This is a genomic window from Isoptericola chiayiensis (genome assembly GCF_013149805.1).
Classification (GTDB): Bacteria; Actinomycetota; Actinomycetes; order Actinomycetales; family Cellulomonadaceae; genus Isoptericola; species Isoptericola chiayiensis.
On the sequence record NZ_JABEZT010000001.1, the window covers coordinates 532,562 to 556,519 of the forward strand.

The 23,958-nt window shown below is 72.6% G+C and carries 23 protein-coding genes and 1 tRNA gene; 8 read left to right on the plus strand and 16 right to left on the minus strand.

Translation table 11 applies throughout. The features are described from left to right. Positions 1 to 179 precede the first annotated feature (179 nt). From cspE to HDG68_RS02235, 3 genes are all read right to left on the minus strand, one after another. On the minus strand, positions 180 to 383 hold the full coding sequence (cspE, locus tag HDG68_RS02225) for a transcription antiterminator/RNA stability regulator CspE (protein ID WP_172148808.1): 204 nt from the start codon (positions 381 to 383) through the stop codon (positions 180 to 182). Positions 384 to 507: 124 nt separating this feature from the next. Next, entirely contained in the window at positions 508 to 1,212 is a 705-nt protein-coding gene (locus HDG68_RS02230) for a LytR C-terminal domain-containing protein (protein WP_172148810.1), read from the minus strand. A gap of 68 nt (positions 1,213 to 1,280) precedes the next feature. Continuing rightward, positions 1,281 to 1,589: a DUF3263 domain-containing protein gene (locus HDG68_RS02235; protein WP_246253524.1), complete on the minus strand. Its 309-nt coding sequence runs from the start codon at positions 1,587 to 1,589 to the stop codon at positions 1,281 to 1,283. A 210-nt stretch (positions 1,590 to 1,799) separates the two neighbouring features. On the opposite strand from HDG68_RS02235, the gene HDG68_RS02240 reads away from it, so the two are divergent. Continuing rightward, entirely contained in the window at positions 1,800 to 2,450 is a 651-nt protein-coding gene (locus tag HDG68_RS02240; protein WP_172149145.1) for a uracil-DNA glycosylase, read from the plus strand. Positions 2,451 to 2,485: 35 nt separating this feature from the next. Beyond that, on the plus strand, positions 2,486 to 3,316 hold the full coding sequence (locus HDG68_RS02245) for an SGNH/GDSL hydrolase family protein (protein ID WP_343037388.1): 831 nt from the start codon (positions 2,486 to 2,488) through the stop codon (positions 3,314 to 3,316). Between the two features lie 99 nt (positions 3,317 to 3,415). Here HDG68_RS02245 and HDG68_RS02250 read toward each other — a convergent pair. The 3 genes from HDG68_RS02250 to HDG68_RS02260 form a co-directional block, all read right to left on the minus strand. Then, a tRNA-Thr gene (locus HDG68_RS02250) sits at positions 3,416 to 3,488 on the minus strand. A gap of 119 nt (positions 3,489 to 3,607) precedes the next feature. Beyond that, entirely contained in the window at positions 3,608 to 4,465 is an 858-nt protein-coding gene (locus HDG68_RS02255; RefSeq protein WP_172148816.1) for a DsbA family protein, read from the minus strand. A 113-nt stretch (positions 4,466 to 4,578) separates the two neighbouring features. After that, the gene (locus HDG68_RS02260; RefSeq protein ID WP_172148818.1) at positions 4,579 to 6,546 is read right to left on the minus strand and encodes a protein kinase domain-containing protein; all 1,968 of its coding nucleotides are present in this window, start codon (positions 6,544 to 6,546) and stop codon (positions 4,579 to 4,581) included. 178 nt (positions 6,547 to 6,724) lie between these two features. On the opposite strand from HDG68_RS02260, the gene HDG68_RS02265 reads away from it, so the two are divergent. From HDG68_RS02265 to HDG68_RS02280, 4 genes are all read left to right on the plus strand, one after another. Then, positions 6,725 to 8,185, plus strand: a complete 1,461-nt coding sequence (locus tag HDG68_RS02265; protein ID WP_172148820.1) for an alpha,alpha-trehalose-phosphate synthase (UDP-forming) — start codon at positions 6,725 to 6,727, stop codon at positions 8,183 to 8,185. After that, positions 8,178 to 9,065, plus strand: a complete 888-nt coding sequence (otsB, locus tag HDG68_RS02270) for a trehalose-phosphatase (protein WP_172148822.1) — start codon at positions 8,178 to 8,180, stop codon at positions 9,063 to 9,065. The genes HDG68_RS02265 and otsB overlap by 8 nt, the downstream gene beginning before the upstream one ends. Positions 9,066 to 9,243: 178 nt before the next feature. Next, positions 9,244 to 10,359, plus strand: a complete 1,116-nt coding sequence (locus HDG68_RS02275; RefSeq protein WP_172148824.1) for an ABC transporter ATP-binding protein — start codon at positions 9,244 to 9,246, stop codon at positions 10,357 to 10,359. A 153-nt stretch (positions 10,360 to 10,512) separates the two neighbouring features. Beyond that, on the plus strand, positions 10,513 to 11,796 hold the full coding sequence (locus HDG68_RS02280) for a DUF4032 domain-containing protein (protein WP_172148826.1): 1,284 nt from the start codon (positions 10,513 to 10,515) through the stop codon (positions 11,794 to 11,796). Positions 11,797 to 11,959: 163 nt separating this feature from the next. Here HDG68_RS02280 and rlmB read toward each other — a convergent pair whose 3' ends face one another. From rlmB to HDG68_RS02295, 3 genes are all read right to left on the minus strand, one after another. Then, entirely contained in the window at positions 11,960 to 12,946 is a 987-nt protein-coding gene (gene rlmB, locus HDG68_RS02285; protein WP_172148828.1) for a 23S rRNA (guanosine(2251)-2'-O)-methyltransferase RlmB, read from the minus strand. Continuing rightward, positions 12,946 to 14,376 (minus strand): cysteine--tRNA ligase, encoded by a 1,431-nt coding sequence (cysS, locus tag HDG68_RS02290; protein WP_172148830.1) that lies wholly within the window; start codon positions 14,374 to 14,376, stop codon positions 12,946 to 12,948. Before cysS ends, rlmB begins: the two co-directional genes overlap by 1 nt. A 61-nt stretch (positions 14,377 to 14,437) precedes the next feature. Continuing rightward, positions 14,438 to 15,658, minus strand: a complete 1,221-nt coding sequence (locus tag HDG68_RS02295) for an alanine racemase (RefSeq protein WP_172148832.1) — start codon at positions 15,656 to 15,658, stop codon at positions 14,438 to 14,440. A gap of 45 nt (positions 15,659 to 15,703) precedes the next feature. On the opposite strand from HDG68_RS02295, the gene HDG68_RS02300 reads away from it, so the two are divergent. Next, positions 15,704 to 17,062 carry a D-arabinono-1,4-lactone oxidase gene (locus HDG68_RS02300; protein WP_172148834.1) on the plus strand — a complete coding sequence of 453 codons (1,359 nt, stop codon included), beginning with the start codon at positions 15,704 to 15,706 and terminating at the stop codon, positions 17,060 to 17,062. Between the two features lie 88 nt (positions 17,063 to 17,150). On the opposite strand, the gene ispF is transcribed toward HDG68_RS02300, so the two are convergent. The 3 genes from ispF to HDG68_RS02315 are packed head-to-tail and all read right to left on the minus strand — an operon-like array spanning position 17,151 to position 18,828. Then, complete coding sequence (gene ispF / locus HDG68_RS02305; RefSeq protein ID WP_172148836.1) at positions 17,151 to 17,633, minus strand: 2-C-methyl-D-erythritol 2,4-cyclodiphosphate synthase; 483 nt, start codon at positions 17,631 to 17,633, stop codon at positions 17,151 to 17,153. Further along, a complete protein-coding gene (locus HDG68_RS02310; RefSeq protein ID WP_343037389.1) occupies positions 17,630 to 18,292 on the minus strand; it encodes an IspD/TarI family cytidylyltransferase in 663 nt (220 codons plus the stop codon). The genes ispF and HDG68_RS02310 overlap by 4 nt, the downstream gene beginning before the upstream one ends. A 53-nt stretch (positions 18,293 to 18,345) precedes the next feature. Next, a complete protein-coding gene (locus HDG68_RS02315) occupies positions 18,346 to 18,828 on the minus strand; it encodes a CarD family transcriptional regulator (protein WP_172148838.1) in 483 nt (160 codons plus the stop codon). A gap of 251 nt (positions 18,829 to 19,079) precedes the next feature. On the opposite strand from HDG68_RS02315, the gene HDG68_RS02320 reads away from it, so the two are divergent. Next, positions 19,080 to 19,550: a hypothetical protein gene (locus HDG68_RS02320; protein WP_172148840.1), complete on the plus strand. Its 471-nt coding sequence runs from the start codon at positions 19,080 to 19,082 to the stop codon at positions 19,548 to 19,550. A gap of 341 nt (positions 19,551 to 19,891) precedes the next feature. On the opposite strand, the gene pstB is transcribed toward HDG68_RS02320, so the two are convergent. The 4 genes from pstB to HDG68_RS02340 form a co-directional block, all read right to left on the minus strand. Further along, positions 19,892 to 20,671: a phosphate ABC transporter ATP-binding protein PstB gene (gene pstB / locus HDG68_RS02325; protein WP_172148842.1), complete on the minus strand. Its 780-nt coding sequence runs from the start codon at positions 20,669 to 20,671 to the stop codon at positions 19,892 to 19,894. 46 nt (positions 20,672 to 20,717) lie between these two features. After that, on the minus strand, positions 20,718 to 21,677 hold the full coding sequence (gene pstA / locus HDG68_RS02330) for a phosphate ABC transporter permease PstA (RefSeq protein WP_172148844.1): 960 nt from the start codon (positions 21,675 to 21,677) through the stop codon (positions 20,718 to 20,720). After that, positions 21,677 to 22,663, minus strand: a complete 987-nt coding sequence (pstC, locus tag HDG68_RS02335) for a phosphate ABC transporter permease subunit PstC (RefSeq protein ID WP_172148846.1) — start codon at positions 22,661 to 22,663, stop codon at positions 21,677 to 21,679. The genes pstA and pstC overlap by 1 nt, the downstream gene beginning before the upstream one ends. Positions 22,664 to 22,798: 135 nt before the next feature. After that, positions 22,799 to 23,938, minus strand: coding sequence for a phosphate ABC transporter substrate-binding protein PstS (locus tag HDG68_RS02340; RefSeq protein ID WP_172148848.1), 1,140 nt, complete (start codon positions 23,936 to 23,938; stop codon positions 22,799 to 22,801). Positions 23,939 to 23,958: the final 20 nt, after the last annotated feature.

A 23,958-nucleotide genomic window follows, 5' to 3' on the forward strand; every position in this document is an offset into this window, starting at 1 on the left:
CCGGAATGGTCCTCATCGCGCCGCTATGGGGAACAACCCGGCACGCTCGACGGGCTCGCGGGAGAGGACGACGCGCCGGGACTCGGCGAGCGGGACGACGGCGGCACCCCGGACACGACGGAGGCCGGCGTCCGCGACGCGACGCTGCGCCGTCGGACACCGGCCTCCCGGTGCGACCGTCAGAGCGGCTGGACCTGCTCGGCCTGCGGCCCCTTCTGGCCCTGCCCGACCTCGAACTCCACGGACTGCCCCTCGTCGAGGGTCCGGTAGCCGTCCGACTGGATCGAGCTGTAGTGCACGAACAGGTCCTGCCCGCCGTCGTCGGGGGTGATGAACCCGTACCCCTTCTCGCCGTTGAACCACTTGACGGTGCCCTGGGCCATGCGTGTCTCCTCGTCGTCCTGGGGCGCAGGGCGCTCACCCTGCGATGAGCAGGAGACTAGTGGCCCAGATCACACGGTGGAAGCACCGCGCGTCGGGATGTCGCCACGCCGCGGGACCCGTGGGTCACTCGGCGATGTCGAGCTCCTGCTTGATGACCACGATGACGTCGCCGTCGGACAGCGCCTGCTCCGAGGTCTCCTCCGCGGGGACGCCGAGGACCGCAGCGACGGCGGCAGCGGTCTCCGCCCGACCTTCGGTGTACCAGACGACGTTCGTCGTCTGCCCCGAGTCGTCGGTCGGGTAGTTGTCGGCGACAGCGTTGGTGAACCCCTGCGCACCGAGCGCGTCCGAGCCCCGGCCGGCCTCGCCAGAAGGACCCCCGTCGTTGAGGACGCGGACGTAGGCGCTGGTGTCGGCAGCCTCGAGCAGCGCTGCCACGTCGGTCGCCTCCTCGGACGGCTCCTCGCTGGGCTCCTCGGTCGACTCCCCGTCGCCTGAGCCGTCGCCCTCGCCGGAGCCGTCGCCCTCGCCCTCGCCGGAACCTTCCGCGTCGCCCTCACCGGAGCCCTCACCGCCACCCTCGTCGGCGGAGGCGTCCGGGGAGGCGGACTGCTCGGCGGCGGTCGGCGGGTTCTCGGTGCTCGGGTCGCTGTCCGACAGGTAGGTCATGACGCCGAGCGCGAGACCGCCGAAGACGACGGCGACGAGCAGGAACGGCCAGACCGAGCTCCACCCGCTGCGGGGCTCGCGGTGCACGCCGACCGGCGCGCCCTCGGGGCCGCGGACGTCGAACTCGTCGGGCGGGTAGGGGTACTGGCTCTTGCTCACGCCGGACAGGGTAGCGGTTCGTCGGGCGGAGCCATACCCACCTTGGTCACAAGTCGCGTCAGCGTTGTTCAGCCCCGGGTGCCGTCGGCGCGGCGCGCGCTGCGGGCGCGCTGCCGGGTGGATCGCATGCGTCGAAGCCGCTTGACGAGCATCGGGTCGTGCTCCAGCGCCTCGGGTGTGTCGATGAGGGCGTTGAGCACCTGGTAGTACCGCGTGGCCGACATGTCGAACAGCTCGCGCACGGCCTGCTCCTTGGAGCCGGCGTACTTCCACCACTGCTTCTCGAAGGCGAGGATCTCGCGATCGCGGTCGGACAGCGCCTCGGTGGCGTCCGACGACGGAGCCTGCGTCGCGACGTCGACCTCCTGGACCAGCATCTCGCTCATGCGGCCCAGTATGGGGCACTTCGGGCGTCGCTCCGGGCACCGGCGCCCGCGAGTCGCAGCCTCTGCCGCCGGCCCGGACCGGCTGCTAGCGTCGCCGCCGTGGAGACGACGCCGGACCCCGCACCTGCCGCAGCGCCCGCACCCGAGGCCGCACCGCCGTCGGGCGCCGACAGCCCCCGCCGCGCGGCGCTGGACCGGGTCATGGCCCCGGACTGGGCGACGGCGCTGGCGGACGTCGCGCCGCAGATCCACGCGATGGGCGACTTCCTGCGCGCCGAGGTCGCGGCGGGCCGCCGGTATCTGCCGGCGCCGGACGACGTGTTCGCGGCGTTCCGGCGCCCCCTGGCGGACGTCCGGGTGCTCGTGGTGGGCCAGGACCCCTACCCCACGCCGGGTCACCCGATGGGGCTGTCGTTCTCGGTGCAGCCGCACGTGCGCCCGCTGCCGAAGTCGCTGGTGAACATCTTCACCGAGCTCGCGGACGACGTCGGCGCGCCGGCGCCGAGCTCCGGCGACCTGAGCCCGTGGGCGGACCAGGGCGTGATGATGCTCAACCGCGTGCTCACGGTGCAGCCGGGGCAGCCGGCGTCGCACCGGGGCAAGGGCTGGGAGCCGGTCACGGAGGCCGCGATCAAGGCGCTGGTGGCGCGCGGCGGGCCGCTGGTGGCCATCCTGTGGGGGCGGGACGCGATGTCGCTGAAGCCCTGGCTGGGCGGAACGCCGACGGTCGAGTCCGCGCACCCGAGCCCGCTGGCCGCGTACCGGGGGTTCTTCGGGTCCAAGCCGTTCTCGCGCGTCAACAGCCTGCTCGAGCAGCAGGGCGGCACCCCGGTCGACTGGCGGCTGCCCTGAGCAACCAAAGGTGGGAACCGGTGCAGAATGGGTCGGTGACTTCTGACCCCACCCCGCGCTGGTCCCGCTACGTCGCCCTCGGCGACTCGTTCTCCGAGGGCCTGTGGGACCCGTACCCGTACGACGACGGCACGCGCGCCCCCGCCGGCACCGAGACGACGGCGGTGCAGCGCGGCTGGACCGACCGGCTCGCCGACCACCTCGCCGCACGTCGCGGCGACGAGCCCTTCGAGTACGCCAACCTCGCCATCCGCGGCCTCAAGCTGCCGCAGATCGTGGACCGGCAGCTCGAGATCGCCCTGGCGATGCAGCCCGACCTGGTCTCGCTGGTCGGCGGCGGCAACGACATCCTGCGACCCCAGGCGGACATCAACGGGATCTCCCGACGCCTCGAGGAGGCGGTCGCCGCGATCCGCGCGACCGGCGCCGACGTCCTGATGGGCACCGGGTTCCGCGCCGGCGGCCCGTTGAGCGTCACCAGCGGGCGGGTGGGTCAGTACAACGCCAACATCTGGTCGATCGCGCGGCGCCACGGCGCGCACGTGCTCGACACCTGGGGGCTGCGGTCCCTGTTCGACCTGCGCATGTGGTCCGACGACCGGATCCACCTCACCGACGAGGGGCACCGGCGCATCGCGAACGCCGCGCTCGTCGGGCTGGGGCTGGCACCGGACGACCCCGACTTCGACGCCCCGCTGGAGGCCGCACCCGCAGCACCGCTGCGCCAGCGGGCCCGCGAGGACGCCCAGTGGGCGCGGGCGCACGTGCTGCCGTGGGTGCAGCGCCGGATCCGGGGCACGTCGAGCGGCGACGGCCGGACGCCGAAGTGGCCCGAGCCGAAGCCGTGGCCGCCCTCGGAGCGCTGAGACCGCCGTCGAACGCACTGTGGGCGCACTCCCTGGCCCGTTTCGCCCGTTCTGCCGGGCCGAACGGGCCACGAAGTGCGCCCACAACGTGCTGGTCGGAGCCGCCTGTCGGGTTCGAACCGACGACCTTCCGTTTACAAGACGGGAGCTCTACCAGCTGAGCTAAGGCGGCGAGGCGGGGCCCATCGTACCGACCGTGCGGCCCCCGCCGAACCGCTGCGGGTATGAAATCTGCAGCCCCGGAGCGATCCAGGACTGCAGATCTCATACCCGCAGCGACGGGAGGAGGGATCAGCCCTCGGAGGACTCCTCCGACGACTCGTCCGTGCCGCCCTGGGCCGCCGCGAGCAGCGCACCCGGGGTGCCCCACTGCTCGAAGCGCTCACCGTCGACCAGCACCGTCGGGGTCCCGAAGCTGCCGCTCGAGTTGAGCAGGTCCGGGTTCTCCGTGGCGGCGTTCGTCAGCGAGTAGGCGTACTGCCCGTACGTGGCCCGGGCCGTGCCGTCGGAGATCCCCGCGGCGACGTCGGCGGGGACGCCCGCCTCCTCGGCGATCGTGGCGAGCTCCTCGTTGTCCAGGCCGGGCGTGTTCTCGTCGGGCTGGTTGGCGAACAGGGCCTCGTTGTAGGCGAAGAACGCCTCGGGAGCCTGGTCGGCCACCCAGTAGGCCGACGCGGCGGCACGCGTCGAGTACTCCGTGCTGCGCGAGAGGCGGTCCAGGATGGAGACCGGGTAGTAGACGACGGTCGCGTCACCCTCGGTCGCCATCGTCTCGACGTCGGCGGCGTTGACGTCCTCGAACTGGCCGCACACGGGGCACATGTAGTCCAGGTACACGTCGACGGTCGGGGTGCCCGCGTTCTCCGTGCCGGCCACGAGGTCCGACCCCACCGGGATGCCGCCGTCCGCGTTCGCCGTCGAGGGGACGTTCTCCACCTCCGACAGCGCGACGTCCTCGACGTCCTTCTTGGAGGCCTCGTTGACCAGGATGAACGCCGCGACACCGACCAGCGCGGCGATCGCGACGCCGAGCACGGTGAAGATGATCACGCGGTTGCGCTTGTCGCGGGACACCTGCTTCTGCTGGAGAGCCAGCGCCTCGGCCCGGGCCGCCTCGCGCCGGTCGGCCTTGTTCTGCTTGTTCGACATCGTGTGTAGGAGTCCTTCGGTGGGACGGTCGGGATCCGCGGGTCAGCCTACCGTCGCGGTCGGACCGCGGGTCCGACCACCCTAGGGACACCACCTGGGAGCAACCTGGGAGGTCACATGAACGACGGCGGTCCGTCCATCGGCCACCACTCGACCTCCGCCGCGCCCTCCAGCAGCTGCGACCCGAGGACCGCGGACCCGACCAGGCAGACGACGACCACGACGGCCGCGCCGATCAGACCCGGCGCGAGGTTGTTGAGGATCCGCCGCGCACCGTCCCGGGCCGTGCGGCCGGCCGGCCCGAACCACGTGGCCAGCACCGCGAGCACCATCGCGACCGCGAGGACGGCGGTGAACACGACGGGTTCGTTGCGCCCGCCCACCGAGCGCGACTCGACGTCGCCCAGCGGCATGACGATCAGGTTGCCGTCCCCGAACAGCCAGTACCCGCCCATGATCGCCAGCAGCCCGACGCACCCGCCGACCACGGCTGCCGGGATGATGCCGAGCGCCCCGACGACGGCGTGGTACGGGAAGAGCAGCACGGCCAGCCACCCGTCCGAGCGCCGCACCCCGCGCCGCTCCCGCCGCTCGTGGAAGCGGGAGGCCGAGGTCCCGACGATCCGGCACAGCACCGTCACGCCCACGAACACCCCGAACCCGATCAGCGGGTAGAAGGCGGCGAGGATCGCGAACGGCACGCCCAGGGCGAGCACCGTGCCCCACCGCCGCCGGTGCGCCGGCGCCGTGTACGGCTCGGGGGGCGCCTCCGGCTCCAGGTCGGTGTCCGGCGTCTCCTCGGCGATCTGCTCGTAGGTGCGGTAGCGGGCGTCCCCCAGCGGGATGGCGCGCGTCCCGCCGTCGTTGGCCGCCACGCGGTCCCGTTCGTCCGCGGTCATCGTCGAGGCGGCGTCGGGTACGGGAGGTCCGACGACGGCGGTCTCGTCGGCCGCAGCACCCGCCGGGGTCGCGGCGGGTCGCCCCGCAGCCGGGCCTTCGTCGTCCGCCGGGCTGCCGACGTCGTCCCCGCTGGTGACGGCGTCCGGGGAACGGTCCGCGGCGACCCCTGCCCCGGCCACCGCCGCGGTCGCGGCCCCCGCGGCCACGACGATGCGCTGCGTGGCGTTCGGGTCGGCCGGCACCCCGACGACGGCGGCGTCCTCGTCGTCCAGGTCGCGACGGATCGCCCGCACGACGTCGGTCGGCCCCCATCGCTGCGTCGGGTCGGCGTGCAGGGCCCCCGCGAGCGCCGCCGCCGTGCGGGCGGGCACACCGACGAGGTCCGCGCGGCCCTGCCGCGACCGCTTCAGCACCAGGTCGGTGGGCCGCACCCCGAACGGCGAACGTCCGGTCGCCGCGAAGGCGAGCAGCGCCGCCCAGCTCCACCAGTCCGACTCGGGCACCGGGTCGCCGCCGTCGAGCAGCTCGGGAGCGATGTATCCGGGCGTGCCCATGACGAACCCCGCCATGGTGGTGCGCGGGTCGCCCGGGCTCTGGGCGATCCCGAAGTCGATGAGGGACGGCCCCTGCCCGGTCACCATCACGTTGGACGGCTTGAGGTCACGGTGCACCACGCCCGCGCCGTGCACGGACTCGAGAGCGTCGGCGAGCTGGTCGGCCAGGGAGAACAGGTCGGCCTGGTCCAGCGGGCCGCGGGCGTCGACCTCCTCCTCGAGGGTCAGCCCCTCGACGAGCTCGGTGACGACGAACGCGTGCGGCCCCTCGAACTCCGCGTCCAGCACCTGCGCGACGGCGGGGTGCCGCAGGCGCTGCAGGGCCGCGACCTCCCGGCGCAGCCGCTGCCGGCCGGCAGGGTTGGCGTCGACGTGCGCGTGCAGCACCTTCAGGGCGACACGCACGCCACCGCCGTCGCGCGCCTCGTAGACCGCCCCCATGGCGCCACGACCGAGCACGGCCACGACGGTGTACCCGCCGATGTCGGTGCCGGGCGGCAGGGTCCCGCCGGCCGCGGCGTCGTACGTCTCGCGGCGCGCGCCGTCGGGCACCCGGGCAGCGCTCGCGGCAGGGACCTCGTCGGAGCCCTGCGTCGGAAGCACCCGCGTGTCGTCACCCGCACCCATGGCCCACACCGTAGCGCCGGGGCCGCCTCGTCGCGTCCCGGCCCGCCGGGACCGGCCCGCTCCGGCCGCGGTCCGCCGTCGTGCCCGGGCAGGGAAGCGTCCCGGTCGGTAAGGTCGCTCTGGGCACACCGCTACCCTGTCCGGGCAGGCAGGCGTCCACCGACTCAGGGAGAAACCTTTGGCAGGTCAGGGCACGTCCAGCAGTTCGAGCAGCACCGGGTACGACCTCGTGGTCGTGGCGAACCGGCTCCCGGTCGACTTCGCGGTCGACGACGACGGCAACGTGGACTGGAAGCGGTCCCCCGGCGGACTCGTCACCGCGCTCGAACCCGTCATGCGCGAGGCCGACGGCGCCTGGGTGGGCTGGTCCGGCGCCCCCGACCTGGCCCACGAGCCGTTCGAGGCCGACGGCATGCTGCTCGTGCCGGTGACGCTCTCCGCCGACGAGATCGAGCGCTACTACGAGGGCTTCTCCAACGACACCCTGTGGCCGCTGTACCACGACGTCATCGCCCCGCCGACGTACCACCGGCAGTGGTGGGACGCCTACCGGCGCGTGAACCAGCGCTTCGCCGAGGCCGCCGCCGCACAGGCCGCGCGCGGCGCGGTCGTCTGGGTGCACGACTACCAGCTGCAGCTCGTCCCCCGCATGCTGCGCGAGCTGCGCCCCGACCTGCGCATCGGGTTCTTCGACCACATCCCGTTCCCCCCGGTCGAGCTGTTCCAGCAGCTCCCGTGGCGCAAGAACATCGTCGAAGGGCTGCTGGGCGCCGACCTCATCGGGTTCCAGCGCGGCGGCGACGCCTCGAACTTCGTGCGTGCCGTGCGTCGGCTCACCGACCACCCCACGCGCGGGTCCGTCGTGTCCATGGGGTCCGACGACCCCAACCCCGGCCGCCGGGTCCGGGCCGCCGCGTTCCCCATCTCGATCGACACCCAGCACTTCGACGAGCTCGCCCGCAAGCCCGAGATCCAGGCCCGTGCGAAGGAGATCCGTGCGGACCTGGGCGACCCCGAGGTGGTGATGCTCGGCGTCGACCGCCTCGACTACACCAAGGGCATCCGCCACCGCATCAAGGCGTACGGCGAGCTCCTGCAGGACGGCCGCATCGAGGCGGCGAGCACCACGCTCATCCAGGTGGCCAGCCCGTCCCGGGAGAACGTCGGCGCCTACCAGGAGCTGCGCGAGCACGTGGAGGTGCTGGTCGGCCGCGTCAACGGCGAGTACGGCGAGCTGGGGCACTCGGCGATCCACTACCTGCACCACTCCTACCCGCCGGACGAGATGGCGGCCCTGTACCTCGCGGCCGACGTCATGCTCGTCACCTCGCTGCGCGACGGCATGAACCTCGTGGCCAAGGAGTACATCGCGGCACGGTCCGACCTGGGCGGCGTGCTGGTGCTCAGCGAGTTCACCGGCGCCGCCGACCAGCTCGCCCCCGGGCCGATCCTCGTCAACCCGCACGACATCGACGGCATGAAGAACAAGATCGTCGAGGCGGCGCAGATGGGTGCCAAGGAGAAGCGGCGACGCATGCGCAACCTGCGGCGCAAGGTCATGGGTGACGACGTCGCCAAGTGGTCCGAGTCGTTCCTCGGCGTGCTGAAGGCCGTGCCCGCCCGGGACTCGTATGTCTGACGGGCTCGACCCGGCACTGAGCGAGGCGCTGACGCGGTTCACCGCGGACGACGGCGCGGCGCTGCTCGTGGCGCTCGACTTCGACGGCACGCTCGCCCCGCTCGTCGACGACCCGACCGCCGCACGCATGACCGACCGCGTGCGGGCCGCCGTCGACCGCCTCGGCGCGCTCGACCGGTCCGACGGCGAGGCGTCCGACGGCGGGGCGTCCGGGAGCGGAGCGTCCGACGGCGGACCGGGCCCGGGTGCGCGGACGCGCCTCGCGTTCGTGTCCGGCCGTGACCTGGAGGACCTGGCCGCCCGCGCCGAGCCGCCGGCCGGCTCCTACCTGGTGGGCAGCCACGGGGCGCAGACCGGGCACGTGACCTCCGAGGGTCTCGAGTCCGTGCCGCTGGAGCTCAGCGCGGAGCAGGCGGAGACCCTGTCCGAGCTGCGGACCGCCCTGGACGCCGCGGTGGCCGGCCGCGAGGGGGCGTGGGTGCAGCACAAGCCCAGCGCCGCCGTCCTGCACACCCGGCTGGCCGGCCCGGACGACACGACCGCCGCCGTCGAGGGCGCCGACGCCGCCGCCGAGCGCCTCGGTCTCGAGGCGATGCACGGCAAGGACGTCGTGGAGATCGCCGTGCTGCACACCACCAAGGGCGAGGCGCTGGACCGGCTGCGCGCCGTCGTCGGGCAGGACGCCGGGGCGTCCGCCGTCCGCGTGCTGTACGCCGGGGACGACACGACCGACGAGAAGGCGTTCGCCGTCCTCGGCGCGGACGACCTGACGCTGAAGGTCGGCGACGGCGAGACGCTCGCCGAGCACCGCGTGCACGGGGCCGACGACGTCGCTGACGTGCTCGAACGGCTGCTCGACGGGATCTCCGCAGGATCGTGACCTGCACCATGGCGTGATCCGGCTCACGGCCATGTACTATCGATCCGCGCGGCCGCCCGGAACGGTCCTGGCTGCCGCGGACAACTCAATGTGTCGCCGCTGACACGCCAGTCGTGAACGCAGCACACCCGACCACAACGGATCGTCCGGCACGTACCTGCCGGTGGAGGGAATCATCATGGCTTCGGTCACCTATGACCACGCGACGCGCGTCTACCCGGGCACGGAGCGCCCGGCCGTGGACCAGCTCAACCTGCAGGTCGAGGACGGCGAGTTCCTCGTCCTCGTCGGCCCCTCGGGCTGCGGCAAGTCCACCTCGCTGCGCATGCTGGCCGGTCTCGAGGACGTCAACGGCGGGCACATCTACATCGGCGACCGCGACGTCACCGACGTGCAGCCCAAGGACCGCGACATCGCGATGGTCTTCCAGAACTACGCGCTGTACCCGCACATGTCCGTCGCGGACAACATGGGCTTCGCCCTGAAGATCGCGGGCACCCCGAAGGCGGAGATCCGGCAGCGCGTCGAGGAGGCCGCCAAGATCCTCGACCTCACCGAGTACCTGGACCGCAAGCCGAAGGCGCTCTCCGGTGGTCAGCGTCAGCGTGTCGCCATGGGCCGCGCCATCGTGCGTCAGCCGCAGGTGTTCCTCATGGACGAGCCGCTGTCGAACCTGGACGCCAAGCTGCGTGTCCAGACGCGTACGCAGATCGCCTCGCTGCAGCGTCGTCTCGGCGTCACCACCGTGTACGTGACGCACGACCAGACCGAGGCGCTCACCATGGGTGACCGCATCGCCGTGCTCAAGGACGGTCTGCTGCAGCAGGTCGGCACCCCGCGCGAGATGTACGACACCCCGGCCAACACCTTCGTCGCCGGCTTCATCGGCTCGCCCGCCATGAACATCGGCACGTTCGAGGTCAAGGACGGCAAGGCCGTCGTCGGTCACGCCGCCGTGCCGCTGGAGCGCGACGTCATCGGCCAGCTCACGGACGCCGACGGCGGCAAGGTCGTCGTCGGGTTCCGCCCGGAGTCGCTGGACATCGCCCACGACGGCGCGCAGGACGCCTTCCAGGTGAAGGTCAACCTCGTCGAGGAGCTCGGCTCCGACGCGTTCGTCTACGGCGAGCTGCAGTCGAGCGACGCCGACCTGCACTCCGGTTCCTCGGACCAGGTCATCGTGCGCATCGACCCGCGCGAGGTCCCGATGAAGGGTGACACCATCCACGTCACCATCAAGCAGGGTGCGGAGCACGTCTTCTCCCCGGCCACGGGTGCTCGCCTGAGCAGCTGACCCGATCGGTGGTCGACGGGGCGGGTCCGGCTGAGGCCGGGTCCGCCCCGTCGTCGTCTACGCTGACCACGACGACGCTGTGGGCATGAGAACTGCAGGTCTGCGTCGACGTCGTCCTGCAGGATTCCCACCCACAACCGACCTGGAGGTGCCGTGGACCGGCTGCAGATCACCTCGGCGACGACCAACTCGGCGGCGCTGCTGGACCTGCCCTGGCGTCAGCCGCTGGCCCAGTGGCCCTCCGACGTGCTCGCCGCGCTCCCCCGCGGCATCTCCCGGCACGTCGTCCGGTTCGTGCGGCTCGAGGGGCGCGTGCTCGCGATCAAGGAGATCAGCGAGCACGTCGCGTTCGACGAGTACGAGCTGCTGCGCCAGCTGCGCAAGCTCGAGATCCCGTCCGTGCGCCCCATCGGCGTCGTCACGGGTCGCCTGTCCGACGACGGCACCCACCTGGAAGCAGCGCTCGTCACCGAGCATCTCGCCTTCTCCCTGCCGTACCGGTCCGTGTTCAGCCAGGCCCTGCGCGACGAGACCGCCAACCGCCTGATCGACGCGCTCGCCGTCCTGCTGGTCCGCCTCCACCTGGCCGGATTCTTCTGGGGCGACGTGTCCCTGTCGAACACGCTGTTCCGGCGGGACGCCGAGCAGTTCGCCGCCTACCTCGTGGACGCCGAGACCGGCGCCCTGCACCGCGAGCTCACCCGCGGGCAGCGCGAGTACGACCTCGAGCTGGCGCGTGTCAACATCATCGGCGAGCTCATGGACCTCGCCGCCGGCGAGCTCCTCGACGAAGAGGTGGACGAGGTCGCCATCGGCAACTCGCTGGTCGAGCGGTACGGCGAGCTGTGGGAGGCCCTCACCGGTGTCGAGGCCTTCCACGCCGACGAACGGTGGCGCGTGGCCGCACGCATCGAACGCCTCAACGAGCTGGGCTTCGACGTCGGCGAGCTGTCGATCACCACCGACATCGACGGCACCACGGTGCGGATCCAGCCGCAGGTCGTGGACGCGGGGCACCACTCGCGCCGACTGCTGAAGCTCACGGGCCTCGACGTCCAGGACAACCAGGCCAGGCGGCTGCTCAACGACCTCGACTCGTTCCAGGCCGCGACGGAGCGTCAGGAGGACGACCCGCAGCTCGTCGCCCACGACTGGCTGCAGAACGTCTTCTACCCCACCGTGCGCGGCGTCCCGCGCGAGCTGCGCCGCAAGCTCGAGCCGGCGCAGCTCTACCACGAGATCCTCGACCACCGGTGGTACATCTCCGAGCAGGCCGGGCGCGACGTGCCGATGTCCGAGACCGTGCAGTCGTACGTGGAGAACGTCCTGCAGCACCGGCCGGACGAGAAGGCCATCCTGGGGCTGGCGCCGGGCGAGGAGCCCGAGGAGGGGCCGGAGGCCGACTACTTCCACTACGCGGCGGCCGACCCCGACTGACCGCGACGTAGGCAACTTCATCCCGGGGTAGGCAATTCTCCCGCCACGTAGGCAACCGTCCACCGGATCGCGCGCCGCCTCACGGCAAGGACGCGCACAGGTCTGCCTACTTCGCGGAGAAGTTGCCTACCTCGCGGGAGAGTCGCCTACCTCGGCGGTGGGGTCAGCGGCCGGCGCGGGCCTGAGCCACCTCGTACAGGGTGATGCCGGCGGCCACCCCGGCGTTCAGCGACTCGACGTCGGACGACATCGGGATCGACGCGACGGCGTCGCACGTCTCGCGCACCAGCCGCGACAGCCCCTTGCCCTCGGAGCCGACGACGATCACCAGCGGATCGGTCGCGAACGCGAGATCCCGCACCGACGCGTCCCCGCCCGCGTCCAGCCCGACGACGAACACCCCGGACTTCTTCAGCTCCGTGAGTGTGCGGGCCAGGTTGGTCTCCTTGGCGACGGGCACGCGCGCCGCGGCTCCGGCCGAGACCTTCCACGCCGACGCCGTCACCGACGCCGACCGGCGCGACGGCACGAGCACGCCGTGCGCACCGAAGGCGCCGGCGGAACGCAGCACGGCACCGAGGTTGCGCGGGTCCGTGATCGAGTCGAGCGCCACGATGAGCGGCGGCTCGTCGGCGTCGGCCGCGGCGTCGAGCAGGTCCTCGACGGAGGCGTACTCGTAGGGCGGCACCTCGAGCGCGACACCCTGGTGCACCGCACCCTCGGTGAGCTGGTCCAGCGCCCCGCGGGACGACTCCAGCAGCCTGGCGCCGCGGATCGACGCGAGCTCGAGGATCTCCCGCGTGCGGTCGTCGTGGTCGATACGCTCGGCGAGGTGCACCGCCGTGACGGGCATGTCGGTGCGCAGCGCCTCGAGCACGGCGTTGCGGCCGGTGACGACCTCGGCCCCGCCGGTCGCCTTGCGCGTCCCCTTGGCCTGCCCCTTGCGGGCTCCGGCACCGGCCTGGGACGCGGCACGCTTCTCGGCCGCGACCTTGCGCTTGTGGGCCGGGTGGTAGGTACGGTCCTCGGCCTTCGGCGTCGGGCCCTTGCCCTGCAGGGCCTTGCGCCCGTGCCCGCCGGTGCCGACCTGCGCACCCTTCTTGGTCCCGCCCTTGCGCTGGGATCCCCGTCGCTGCGAGTTGCCGGCCATCATTCCCCCTTCGGGTCGGCCAGCGCCCAGCGGGCGCCGTCCGGAGAGTCCTGCACCACGACGCCGGCCGCGGCCAGGCGGTCCCGGATGGCGTCGCCGGTGGCGTAGTCCTTGGCGGCCCGGGCGGCGGCCCGGGCGTCGAGCTGCACCTGCACGACGGCGTCGAGCGCGTCGGCGACCCGGGTGTCGGCCGCGGAGGCCCACTGCGGGTCGGCGGGGTCGAGGCCGAGCACGTCCAGCATGGCCCGCAGCGCGACGAGCGCGACGCGGGCGGCGTCGTCGTCGGACGCGGCGAGCGCGGAGTTGCCGGCCTTGAGCGTCTCGTGCACGACGGCGAGCGCGGCCGGGACGTTGAGGTCGTCGTCCATGGCGGCGGCGAACCCGGCGGGCAGCTCGGCGGCGAGGACCTCCTCGCGCGGCACCGCCCCGACGCGCTCGCTCGCACGCGCCACGAACCCGGTCAGCCGGTCCCAGGTGGCTCGGGCCTCGTCGAGGGTGTCGGGCCCCCACTCCAGCATGGAGCGGTACTGCACGGCGGTGAGGGCGTAGCGCACGACGGCGGCCGGCACCTGGGCGAGCAGCTCGCTCGCGAGCAGCCCGTTGCCGAGCGACTTGCTCATCTTGACGCCCTGCTGGGTGACCCAGGCAGAGTGCATCCACCGGTCGGCGAACCCGTAGCCGGCGGCGCGGGACTGCGCCTGCTCGTTCTCGTGGTGCGGGAACCGCAGGTCGAGGCCGCCGCCGTGGATGTCGAAGGCCTCGCCGAGGTAGCGGTGCGCCATGGCGGAGCACTCGAGGTGCCAGCCGGGCCGGCCGCGGCCGAACGGGGTGTCCCAGGCGGCGGTCTCGGGCTCGCCGGGCCGGGGCGCCTTCCACAGCGCGAAGTCGTGGGGGTCGCGCTTCTCGGAGGCGGCGACGTCGTCGGTGGCCTCGGGGTTGAGGTCCTCGAGGCGCTGGGTGGTGAGCTCGCCGTAGTGCGGCCACGAGCGCACGTCGAACCAGACGTTGCCGGGACCCGTCGAATAGGCGTGGCCCTTCTCGACGAGGCGCTGCATCAGGTCGATCATCTGCGGCACGTGCCCGGTGGCGCGCGGCTCGAAGGTGGGCGGCAGGATCCCCAGCGCGTCGTAGGCGGAGGTGAACGCCCGCTCGTAGATGGCGGCGTGGGCCCACCACTCGACGCCGGCGGCCTCGGCCTTGGTGAGGATCTTGTCGTCGATGTCGGTGATGTTGCGGATCAGCGTGACGTCGTACCCGCGTCGGGTCAGCCAGCGTCGCAGCACGTCGAAGGCGACGGCGGGGCGCAGGTGGCCCACGTGGGGGGCGGACTGCACCGTGGCGCCGCACAGGTAGATGCCGACCTTGCCGGGTGTCCGAGGTGCGAGCTCGCGCACGGAGCGCGTAGCGGTGTCGAAGAGCTGCAAGGTCACCGGTCCAGCCTACCGGCCGCGACCTGGGCGGGCCGTCCACCGATGCGGGACGGGGCGCGCCTCAGCCGAACGTCTGCCCCGCGCCGCGGTAGGTGGGCACGGTCTCGACGATCTCGTCGCCGCGCACCAGGTGCACCTCGGCGAACCGCTCCATGAGCTCGCCTGCCTTGGCGTGCCGGAACCACACCCGGTCACCGACCCGCAGCTCACGCCCTGACCGTCGCAGGCGCAAGGGGGTCTGCACCTCGCCGGCACCCTCGCGCCGCGTCAGGGACCAGCCGGGGGTGACGACTCGGGGCAGGCGCGAGGGCCCGGCCGCCCCGGAGGCGACGTAGCCGCCACCGAACGCCGTCGCCCAGCCGTCGGCGGGCCGGCGCACCACGTCGAGACCGAAGAACGCGGCCGGCCGCGGCTCGAAGGACCGGTAGCGGTCGAAGGTGCCGGGCACGAACAGCCCCGACCCGGCGGTCACCTCGGTGACGCCGGTGCCGGCGGCCGACGACTCCAGGGAGCCCGTGCCGCCCGCGTTGACGAGCTCGACGTCGCGGCCGACGGCGGTGCGCAGCGCGGCGAGGATGTCGCGGCGGCGCCGTTCGACGTCGGGCACGGACAGGCGCTTGACGGCCCGGACGGCCGGGCTCGCGTCGGGCATCCCGGCGACCTGCGCCTCGTAGAACATCAGGCCACGCACGCGCAGGCCGGGCGTGCGTTCGACCTCCTCGGCCAGCCGGACGACCTGTTCCGGGGTGCGCAGCGGCGAGCGCCGCGTGCCGAGGTGGGCCCGCCAGGAGCCGACGCCGAGGCGCAGCGAGCAGTCCACGTCCAGGCAGACGGCGGCGTCCGGTACCTGCCGGGCACCGGGGCCGCCCGACGGCGGGTGCGTACCGTCGTCGTGCACCGCGAGCGCCCGGCGGACCAGGGCGACCTGGGCGGCGTCGTCGACCATGAGGGTGATCTCGCGCCGCGCGACAGGGTCGGCGGCCCACCGCGCGAGGGCGGCGTCGTCGACGGTCGGGTAGCCGACGAGCACGTCGCGCGTGCCGCGTCCGACCAGCCAGAGCGCCTCGGCGAGCGAGAAGGCCATCACGCCGGTGAACCCGGCCTCCAGGGCACGGTCCATGAGGGCGGGGACGCGGACCGACTTCGCGGCGAGGCGGACGGGGCTGCCGGCGGCTCGGCGGAGCAGGTCGGCGGCGTTGGCGTCGAAGGTGTCCAGGTCGACGACGGCGAGCGGGGCGCTGCGACCGGCCGTCGCGCGGGTGAGCCGGTCGGTCAGCGTCATGGGGGACACCGTACACAGGTGTCCGGGCATGGCAGAGTGTCCGCCGTGACCTTCACCACGTGGGGACGGACCTACACCGCGACCCCGGCACGCCGCGCCACCCCGCGCGACGAGCCCGAGCTGCAGGCGCTCGTCGCCGCGGCGGCCGCAGACGGCCTGCGGGTGCGCGCGGTCGGGGCCGGGCACTCCTTCACCGACGCGGCCGTGACCGACGGCCTGCTGCTGTCCCTGGACCGGCTGCAGGGCCTCGAGGAGCTGCGGCGGCTGCCGGACGGCAACGCCCTGGTGACGGTGGGTGCGGGCATCCGGCTGGCCGCGCTGAACCGGCTGCTGGCCGGGCTCGGGCTGGCGCTGCGCAACCTGGGCGACATCGACCGGCAGTCGATCGCGGGCGCGATCTCCACGGGCACCCACGGCACGGGGTCGCGGCTCGGCGGCCTGGCCACGCAGGTGCGCGGTGTCCGCGTGGTGCTGCCGGACGGTTCGGTGCGCGCCGTGTCCGACGACGACGCGCCCGGCAGCGCGGACCGCGAGCTGTTCGAGGTGGCCCGGCTGGGGCTGGGGTCGGTCGGGGTGCTGTCCGCGGTGACGCTCGAGGTGGTCCCCGCCTACCTGCTGCGCTCCACCGAGCGGGTCCGGCCCTGGGCCGAGGTGGTGGACGGCATCGACGAGCTGTTCGACGCCCACGACCGCCTCGACGCCTACTGGTTCCCGGGCACCGACTCGATGCTCACCTGGAGCCACGACCGATTGTCCGCGGCGGAGTCCGAGCGGCACGCGGCCTCCCGGCGCGGTCCGGCCGGCGCGTTGCGGTCGGCCGGTTCCGCGGCGCGGACGTTCCTCGACTCCGAGGTGCTCGCCAACGGAGTCCTGGGCGCCGTCATGCAGGTGGCGGCCGCCGCCCCGCGGACCGTGCCCCGGCTCAACGCGGTCTGCGCGGCCGCGCTCGGCGACCGGACCCACGTGGCGCCGTCGGCCGAGGTGATGGTGACCCGGCGTCGGGTCCGGTTCGCCGAGATGGAGTACGCCCTGCCCCGCGCGGTGCTGCCCGACGTGCTGCGCGAGCTGGACGGGTGGCTGCGGACCTCCGGCGAGCCCGTGGCGTTCCCCGTCGAGGTGCGCTGCACCGCAGCGGACGACGTCTGGCTGTCGACGGCGCGCGGACGCGAGTCCGCCTACGTGGCGGTGCACCAGTTCCACCGGATGCCGCGGCAGCGGTACTTCGACGCCGCGGAAAAGATCTTCGTCGCGGCCGGCGGGCGGCCCCACTGGGGCAAGCTGCACACCCGCACGGTGGCGGACCTGGCGGAGCACTACCCGCTGGACGACGTCGCCCGCGTGCGTGCCGCCGTCGACCCGGACGGGGTGCTGCGCAACGACTACACCGACCGCGTCCTCGGCTGATGCTGTGGGCGCACTTCCTGGCCCGTATTGCCCGTTCCGTCCGCATCTCGGGCACAGAAAGTGCGCCCACAACCGCGGCGTCAGGCGGTCAGCGCGGGACGACGAGCGCCGTCGCGATCGCCGCGACACCTTCGCCGCGACCGGTCAGCCCCAGGCCGTCGGTGGTGGTGGCGCTCAGCGAGACCGGGGCCCCCGCCGCCGCGGTGAGCGCGGCCTCCGCCTCGGCGCGGCGCGGCTCGACCTTCGGGCGGTTGCCGATCACCTGGATCGCGACGTTGCCGATCTCGAACCCGGCCTCGCGCACGCGGCGCGCGGCCTCGGCGAGCAGGGTGGCGCCGCTCGCCCCAGCCCACTCGGGCTCGCTGGTGCCGAAGTGCGTGCCCAGACCCCCGAGACCTGCCGCGGAGAACAACGCGTCGGCAGCCGCGTGCGCGGCCACGTCGGCGTCGGAGTGCCCGTCGAGACCCCTCTCGCCCGGCCAGCGCAGGCCGCCCAGCCACAGCTCGCGGGCCGACCCCTTCGGCGCGAACGCGTGCACGTCGGTGCCGATCCCGGTGCGCGGCAGGGTCATCGGGCCTCCAGGAGCATCTCCGCGACGGCCAGGTCGTGGGCCGTCGTGATCTTCATCGCCGCGGCGTCGCCGGCGACCATGTGCACCGTCTCGCCCAGCGCCTCCACGAGACCGGCGTCGTCGGTGGCGGCCAGGTGCTCGGTCGCCGCACGCGCGGCACCCTCGGTGTGGGCACGCTGCAGCAGCGCACGGTCGAAGCCCTGCGGGGTCTGCACGGCACGCAGCGCCGCCCGGTCGGGGGTGCTCACCACCCGCTCGACGCGGGGCGCCGCAGCCTCGTCCGCCTCGCGGGCGACCTGCTTGACGGTGTCCGTCACGGGCAGGCCCGGGACGACGGCGGGGAATCCGCCGCGCACGGCAGCCACCACCCGCGCCACGAGGGCCGGGGGTGTCAACGGCCGGGCGGCGTCGTGCACCAGGACGACGTCGGTCCCGCCGTCGGCCGTGGCCAGCCCGGCCGCGACCGACGCCTGACGGGTGGTGCCGCCGTCGACGACCTCGCACGGGACCGACACGGTGCCGAGCGCCCGACGCATGTCGTCGCCGTGCCCCGGCGGTGCGGTCACCACGAGTGCGTCGACCACGCCGGAGGCGAGCAGCTGGCGCGCCGCCACGGCGATCATCGGCGTCCCGCCGACCTCGACGAGAGCCTTGGGCACGTCCCGACCGAGCCGCACGCCGGAACCGGCGGCGGTGAGGATCGCCAGGGTCGTCAGGAGGCGAGCACCTCGTCGATGATGGCGCCGGCGCGCTCCTCGTCGACGCCCTCGGCCAGCGCGACCTCGGACTCGAGGATCTGACGGGCCTTGGCCAGCATCCGCTTCTCGCCGGCGCTCAGGCCGCGGTCCGCGTCACGGCGCGACAGGTCGCGCACGACCTCGCCGACCTTGATCACGTCGCCCGAGGCCAGCTTCTCGAGGTTCGCCTTGTACCGGCGCGACCAGTTGGTGGGCTCCTCGGTGTACGGCGCGCGCAGCACGTCGAAGACCTTGTCGAGACCCTCCTGGTCGACCACGTCGCGCACTCCGACGAGGTCGACGTTGTCGGCCGGGACCTCGATCGTCAGGTCGCCCTGGGCGACCTTGAGCTTGAGGTACATCTTCTCTTCGCCACGGATCTTGCGCGTCTTGACCTCTTCGATCAGCGCGGCGCCGTGGTGCGGGTAGACAACCGTCTCGCCTACTGTGAACGTCATCTGTAGATGTCCCCTTTCCCAGTGCGCAAGTCTATCACGGCGCGACTCGCGTCCGGCAGCCCCTGCGCCCTCCACGGCTGGCGCTGCGCGAGCATCGTCGCAGGTCACAGGGCTGGAGCTGTCGGAGATGGGAAACGAGCGGTCTGGCCTACTAGGATGGGGCAGGGCGGTCTGCGCCCTCCACACTCAGTGACACATCGCGTGCGCGGATCCCTGCCGTCGGCACGCACAGCTCCAGCCGAAGGAGAGCCGTGGCTCGCACCGCCCGTCCCGCCCGTCCCACTCTCGTCGCCGGCGGTGTCGCCGCGAGCGCGCTGCTGCTGGGCGCCTGCGCACCCGTGACCACGGCCCTCAACTACTCGCCGTCCGACGGTTCCCGGGTGGACCTCGACGAGGCCGGAGCCCGCGGGCTCAACCTCATGGTGCTCGCCGAGTCCGAGGGCGCCACGGGCGAGGTGTACGGCGCACTGACGAACGACTCCGCCGACGACCTCGACATCACCCTGACGCCCACCGGCGCCAGCCCCGTGACGATCCCCGTCGCCGCGCACGACACCGTCTACCTCGGCGTCGAGGACGGCGTGCAGATCCTCCTCGACGACGTCGAGGTCATCCCCGGGGCGAACCTCGGCGCGACCCTCGAGGCGGGCGGCGAGTCCGAGTCGTTCTTCCTGCCCGTCTTCGACGCGACGCTCCCGGAGTACGCCGAGTACGTGCCGTGACCGGTGCCCCTCGCCGCTCCCGCGAGGTAGGCAACATCCCCGCGAGATAGGCAACTCTCCGGCGAGGTAGGCGAACGCCCCGCGAGGTAGGCAACCTCGGCGCGACATAGGCATCCCTGGCGCCCGCAGCGTCGCGGGACGTCCTGACGCACCGGGGTGCCGCCGTCGTCCCGCAGGGTGCGTCCCACCACCGGTCCGTGCAGCACGACAGCCCGGCCGCCGATCCATCGGCGGCCGGGCTGTCGTCGTTGCCTACCTCGCGGGAACGTGGCCTACCTGGCGCGGAAGTTGCCTACCTCGCGAAGAAATTGCCTACCTCGCAGAGGACGGAGGCTGTCAGGTCACCCGAAACGGCCGGAGACGTAGTCCTCGGTGGCCTTCTCGGCCGGCGAGGAGAAGATCGTCGCCGTGTCGTCCATCTCGATGAGCTTGCCCGGCTTGCCGGTCCCGGCGATGTTGAAGAACCCGGTCCGGTCGCTCACGCGCGCCGCCTGCTGCATGTTGTGCGTGACGATGACGATCGTGTAGTCGTTCTTCAGCTCGCCGATGAGGTCCTCGATGGCGATCGTGGAGATCGGGTCGAGCGCGGAGCACGGCTCGTCCATGAGCAGGACCTGCGGCTTGATCGCGATCGCGCGGGCGATGCACAGGCGCTGCTGCTGACCGCCGGAGAGCCCGGATCCCGGCCGGTCCAGCCGGTCCTTGACCTCGTTCCACAGGTTCGCCCCGTGCAGCGAGGACTCGACCAGGTCGTCCGCGTCCGACTTCGAGATGCGCTTGTTGTTCAGCTTGACCCCGGCGAGCACGTTGTCGCGGATGGACATCGTGGGGAACGGGTTCGGCCGCTGGAACACCATGCCGACGTTCTTGCGCACGGCCACCGGGTCGACGTTCGGCCCGTACAGGTCGACGCCGTCCATCTCGACATGCCCCTCGACGCGGGCGCCGGGGATGACCTCGTGCATGCGGTTCAGCGTCCGCAGGAACGTGGACTTGCCGCAGCCGGACGGGCCGATGAGCGCGGTGACCGACTTCGGCTCGATCGTCATGTTGACGGCCTCGACGGCGAGAAAGCTGCTGTAGTAGATGTTCAGGTCTTTGGTGTCGATGCGCTGTGCCATCGTGTGACTTCCTTCGTGAGTGCTGTGGCTGATCATCGGCTGCTCATCAGCCCAGCTTCGGGGCGAACCAGCGGGTGATCAGCCGCCCGATGAGGTTGAGTGCCAGGACCATGGCGATCAGCACGAGTGCCGCGCCCCAGGCGTTCTGGGAGGCGATGTCCGCCACGCAGGTCGCGGAGTCCCCGCCGGGGCACGGTGCGTTGCCCTGCGAGTACTGCCGGTAGGCGAACACCGGGAGCGTCATCATGCGGCCCTCGAACGGGTTGAAGTTGATCGAGTCCGTGACGCCCACCGTGACGAGCAGCGGGGCGGTCTCCCCGACGACGCGGGCGACGGCGAGGAGCACGCCGGTGGTCAGGCCTGCCACCGAGGTCCGCAGGACGACCTTGACGATGGTCAGCCACTTCGGCACACCCAGGGCGTAGGAGGCCTCGCGCAGCTCGTTCGGCACGAGCTTGAGCATCTCCTCGCACGAGCGGACGACGACGGGGATCATCAGCACCGACAGCGCCACCGCACCCATGATGCCGATGCGCACGCTCGGGCCGAAGATCAGCGCGAAGAGCGAGAAGGCGAACAGGCCGGCCACGATGGACGGGATACCGGTCATGACGTCCACGAAGAACGTGACCGAGCGGGCCAGCCAGCCCTTGCCGTACTCGACCAGGTAGATGGCCGTCAGGATGCCGATCGGCACGGAGATGACCGTGGCGAGCAGCGTGATGATCACGGTCCCGGCGATGGCGTGGTAGATGCCGCCGCGCGGGTCCCCGCCGAAGATGTTGCGCATCGACTGCGTGAGGAAGTCGATGCTGATCCGGTCGGCGCCCTGGGCCACGACGGTCCAGATCAGCCAGATCAGCGGGATCATCGCCAGGGCGAAGGCGATGTAGATCAGCACCTGCATGGTGCGGTCGGTGCGCCGGCGGGCCGGGTCGACGGTGGCCAGCAGCCGGGCGGTGTCCGGGCTGCCGCCCGGGCTCGAGCTTTCCGTAGCGACACTCATCAGTTGGCTCCCGAGAAGTCCTTGCGGCGGGCCACGACCCAGCGCGCTGCCATGTTGACGGCCAGCGTGATCACGAACAGGGCGAGACCCGCGGCGATCAGCGTGTTCACACCGAGCCCGGTCGACTCCGGGAAGTCGGCGGCGATGTAGGCCGCGATGGTCTGGTGCTGGCCGGCGGCGAGGATGTCCAGGCTGTAGGTGAACCCGGGCGACAGGATCATCAGCACCGCCATCGTCTCGCCGAGGGCGCGGCCCAGGCCGAGCATGGAGGCGGAGATGACGCCGGACCGGCCGAACGGGAGGACGGCGGTGCGCACGACCTCCCACCGCGTCGCGCCGAGGGCGAGCGCGGCCTCCTCGTGCAGGCGCGGCGTCTGCAGGAACACCTCGCGGGACACGGCGGTGATGATCGGCAGGATCATGATCGCGAGCACGATGCCCACGGTGGCCATCGACCGGCCGGTCGGGGATGCCTGCCCGCCCCAGAAGGGGAACCAGCCGAGGTTGTCGTTGAGCCAGAGCCAGAACGGCGTCAGCACGGGCGCGAGGGTGAAGAAGCCCCACAGGCCGTAGATGACCGAGGGGATCGCGGCGAGCAGGTCGACGAGCGCACCGAGGAGCTGCGAGAGCCGGCGCGGCGCGTAGTGCGAGATGAACAGCGCGATGCCCATCGACACCGGGACCGCGATCACCAGCGCCAGCACGGCGGCGAGGATCGTGCCGTAGACGAGGGGTCCGAGGTAGCCGAGGAGCGAGGTGTCCTCGGGGTAGCGCGGCACCCCGGAGGCCAGCTCCTCGGGGCTGGCCATGATGGCGGGCCACGCCTCGGAGATCAGGAAGAGCGCGACCGCCGCCAGGACGGCGAGGATCGTCGCGCCGGCGCCGACGGCGATCCACCGGAAGACCCGGTTGAAGCCGCGGTCGGTGGTGCTGCTGCGGCGTCGCCGCGAACCCCGGGCGGGTGGGCGACTGATGGTGGTACTCACGGGGACCCCTCGTTGGTGCTTGGGCACTGGTCTCGGCTCGGCCTCGGGTGCCCGACGGCGGTACCGGCGGCCGGGCGGGACGCTGCGGTGAGCGCCCCGCCCGGCCGCCGGTGGCCGATCAGGCGGTCGAGCGGATCAGCCCACGGAGATCGACTCGATGCCGGGCAGGACGGCCTGGCGGATCGTGTCGGACAGCGGGGCGGAACCGGCGGCGTCCGCGGCGGCCTGCTGGCCCTCCTCGCTGGCGAGGTAGCCGAGGAAGCCCTTGACCAGCTCGGCGGTGTTCTCGTCCGCGTAGGTGGTGCAGGCGAGCGAGTAGGAGACCAGCACGATCGGGTAGGTGCCCTCGATGTCGCGCTCGAGCTCGATCGTGTAGACGTACTCCGAGGTGCCCTCGGTGCGCGGCGACTGGGCCACGACCTCGGCGGCGGCCTCGGCGGAGTACTCGACGAAGTCGCCGCCCACGCCCACCGCGACGGTGCCGAGGTCGGCGATCTGCGAGGCGTCGGCGTAGGTGATGGTGCCCTCGCCGGCCTGGGCGGCGCCCACGACCCCGGAGGTGCCCTGCGCCGACTCCTGGCCGTCGACCGGCCAGACGCCGGACGGCTCGGTGGTCCACACGTCACCGGCGGCCGAGTAGAGGTAGTCCTCGAAGTTCTCGGTGGTGCCCGACTCGTCGGAGCGGTGCACGACGGTGATGGCGGTGCTCGGCAGGTCGGCGTCGGGGTTGTCCGCGGCGATCGCCTCGTCGTCCCAGGTGGTGATCTCGCCGAGGAACACGTTGGCGATGGTCTCCGGGGACATGTTCAGGCTGTCGACGCCCTCGAGGTTGAAGGCCACGGCCACCGGGGAGACGTAGCCCGGGAACTCGATGACGCCACCCTCACCGCACTGCGCCTCGGCGGCGGCGAGCTCCTCGTCGTCCAGCGCGGCGTCCGAGCCGGCGAAGGCGTAGGAGCCGTCGCCGAAGCCGGTGCGGCCGCCGCCGGAACCGACGGGGTCGTAGTTCACGGTCGCCTCGGGGTTCGCCTGCTGGAACCCGGCGCGCCAGGCGTTCATGGCGGCCTCCTGCGAGGAGGCACCGCCGCCGGAGAGCGTGCCCGACAGGCCGCCCTCCATGTCGTCGCCGGACTCCGACGCCTCGGTGGTCTCATCGCCCGTGGCGTCCGCGGGCTCGGGGTCCGAACCGCACGCGGCGAGGCTGAGAGCCAGCACGCCGACGGCGACTGCAGATCCGGCACGGGTGAATCGGCTGAGGTTCACGAGTCGTTCCATCCTGTTCACACGTTGGTGGC

Bases quoted from the DNA above. Each gene is read 5' to 3' on its own strand.
- cspE (WP_172148808.1), bottom strand. From the start codon at position 383: ATGGCCCAGGGCACCGTCAAGTGGTTCAACGGCGAGAAGGGGTACGGG.
- HDG68_RS02235 (WP_246253524.1), bottom strand. From the start codon at position 1,589: ATGCTGGTCCAGGAGGTCGACGTCGCGACGCAGGCTCCGTCGTCGGAC.
- HDG68_RS02240 (WP_172149145.1), top strand. From the start codon at position 1,800: ATGGCCCCGGACTGGGCGACGGCGCTGGCGGACGTCGCGCCGCAGATC.
- HDG68_RS02255 (WP_172148816.1), bottom strand. From the start codon at position 4,465: ATGTCGAACAAGCAGAACAAGGCCGACCGGCGCGAGGCGGCCCGGGCC.
- HDG68_RS02260 (WP_172148818.1), bottom strand. From the start codon at position 6,546: ATGGGTGCGGGTGACGACACGCGGGTGCTTCCGACGCAGGGCTCCGAC.
- otsB (WP_172148822.1), top strand. From the start codon at position 8,178: ATGTCTGACGGGCTCGACCCGGCACTGAGCGAGGCGCTGACGCGGTTC.
- HDG68_RS02275 (WP_172148824.1), top strand. From the start codon at position 9,244: ATGGCTTCGGTCACCTATGACCACGCGACGCGCGTCTACCCGGGCACG.
- rlmB (WP_172148828.1), bottom strand. From the start codon at position 12,946: ATGGCCGGCAACTCGCAGCGACGGGGATCCCAGCGCAAGGGCGGGACC.
- HDG68_RS02295 (WP_172148832.1), bottom strand. From the start codon at position 15,658: ATGACGCTGACCGACCGGCTCACCCGCGCGACGGCCGGTCGCAGCGCC.
- ispF (WP_172148836.1), bottom strand. From the start codon at position 17,633: ATGACCCTGCCGCGCACCGGGATCGGCACCGACGTGCACGCGTTCGCG.
- HDG68_RS02315 (WP_172148838.1), bottom strand. From the start codon at position 18,828: ATGACGTTCACAGTAGGCGAGACGGTTGTCTACCCGCACCACGGCGCC.
- pstB (WP_172148842.1), bottom strand. From the start codon at position 20,671: ATGGCACAGCGCATCGACACCAAAGACCTGAACATCTACTACAGCAGC.
- pstA (WP_172148844.1), bottom strand. From the start codon at position 21,677: ATGAGTGTCGCTACGGAAAGCTCGAGCCCGGGCGGCAGCCCGGACACC.
- HDG68_RS02340 (WP_172148848.1), bottom strand. From the start codon at position 23,938: ATGGAACGACTCGTGAACCTCAGCCGATTCACCCGTGCCGGATCTGCA.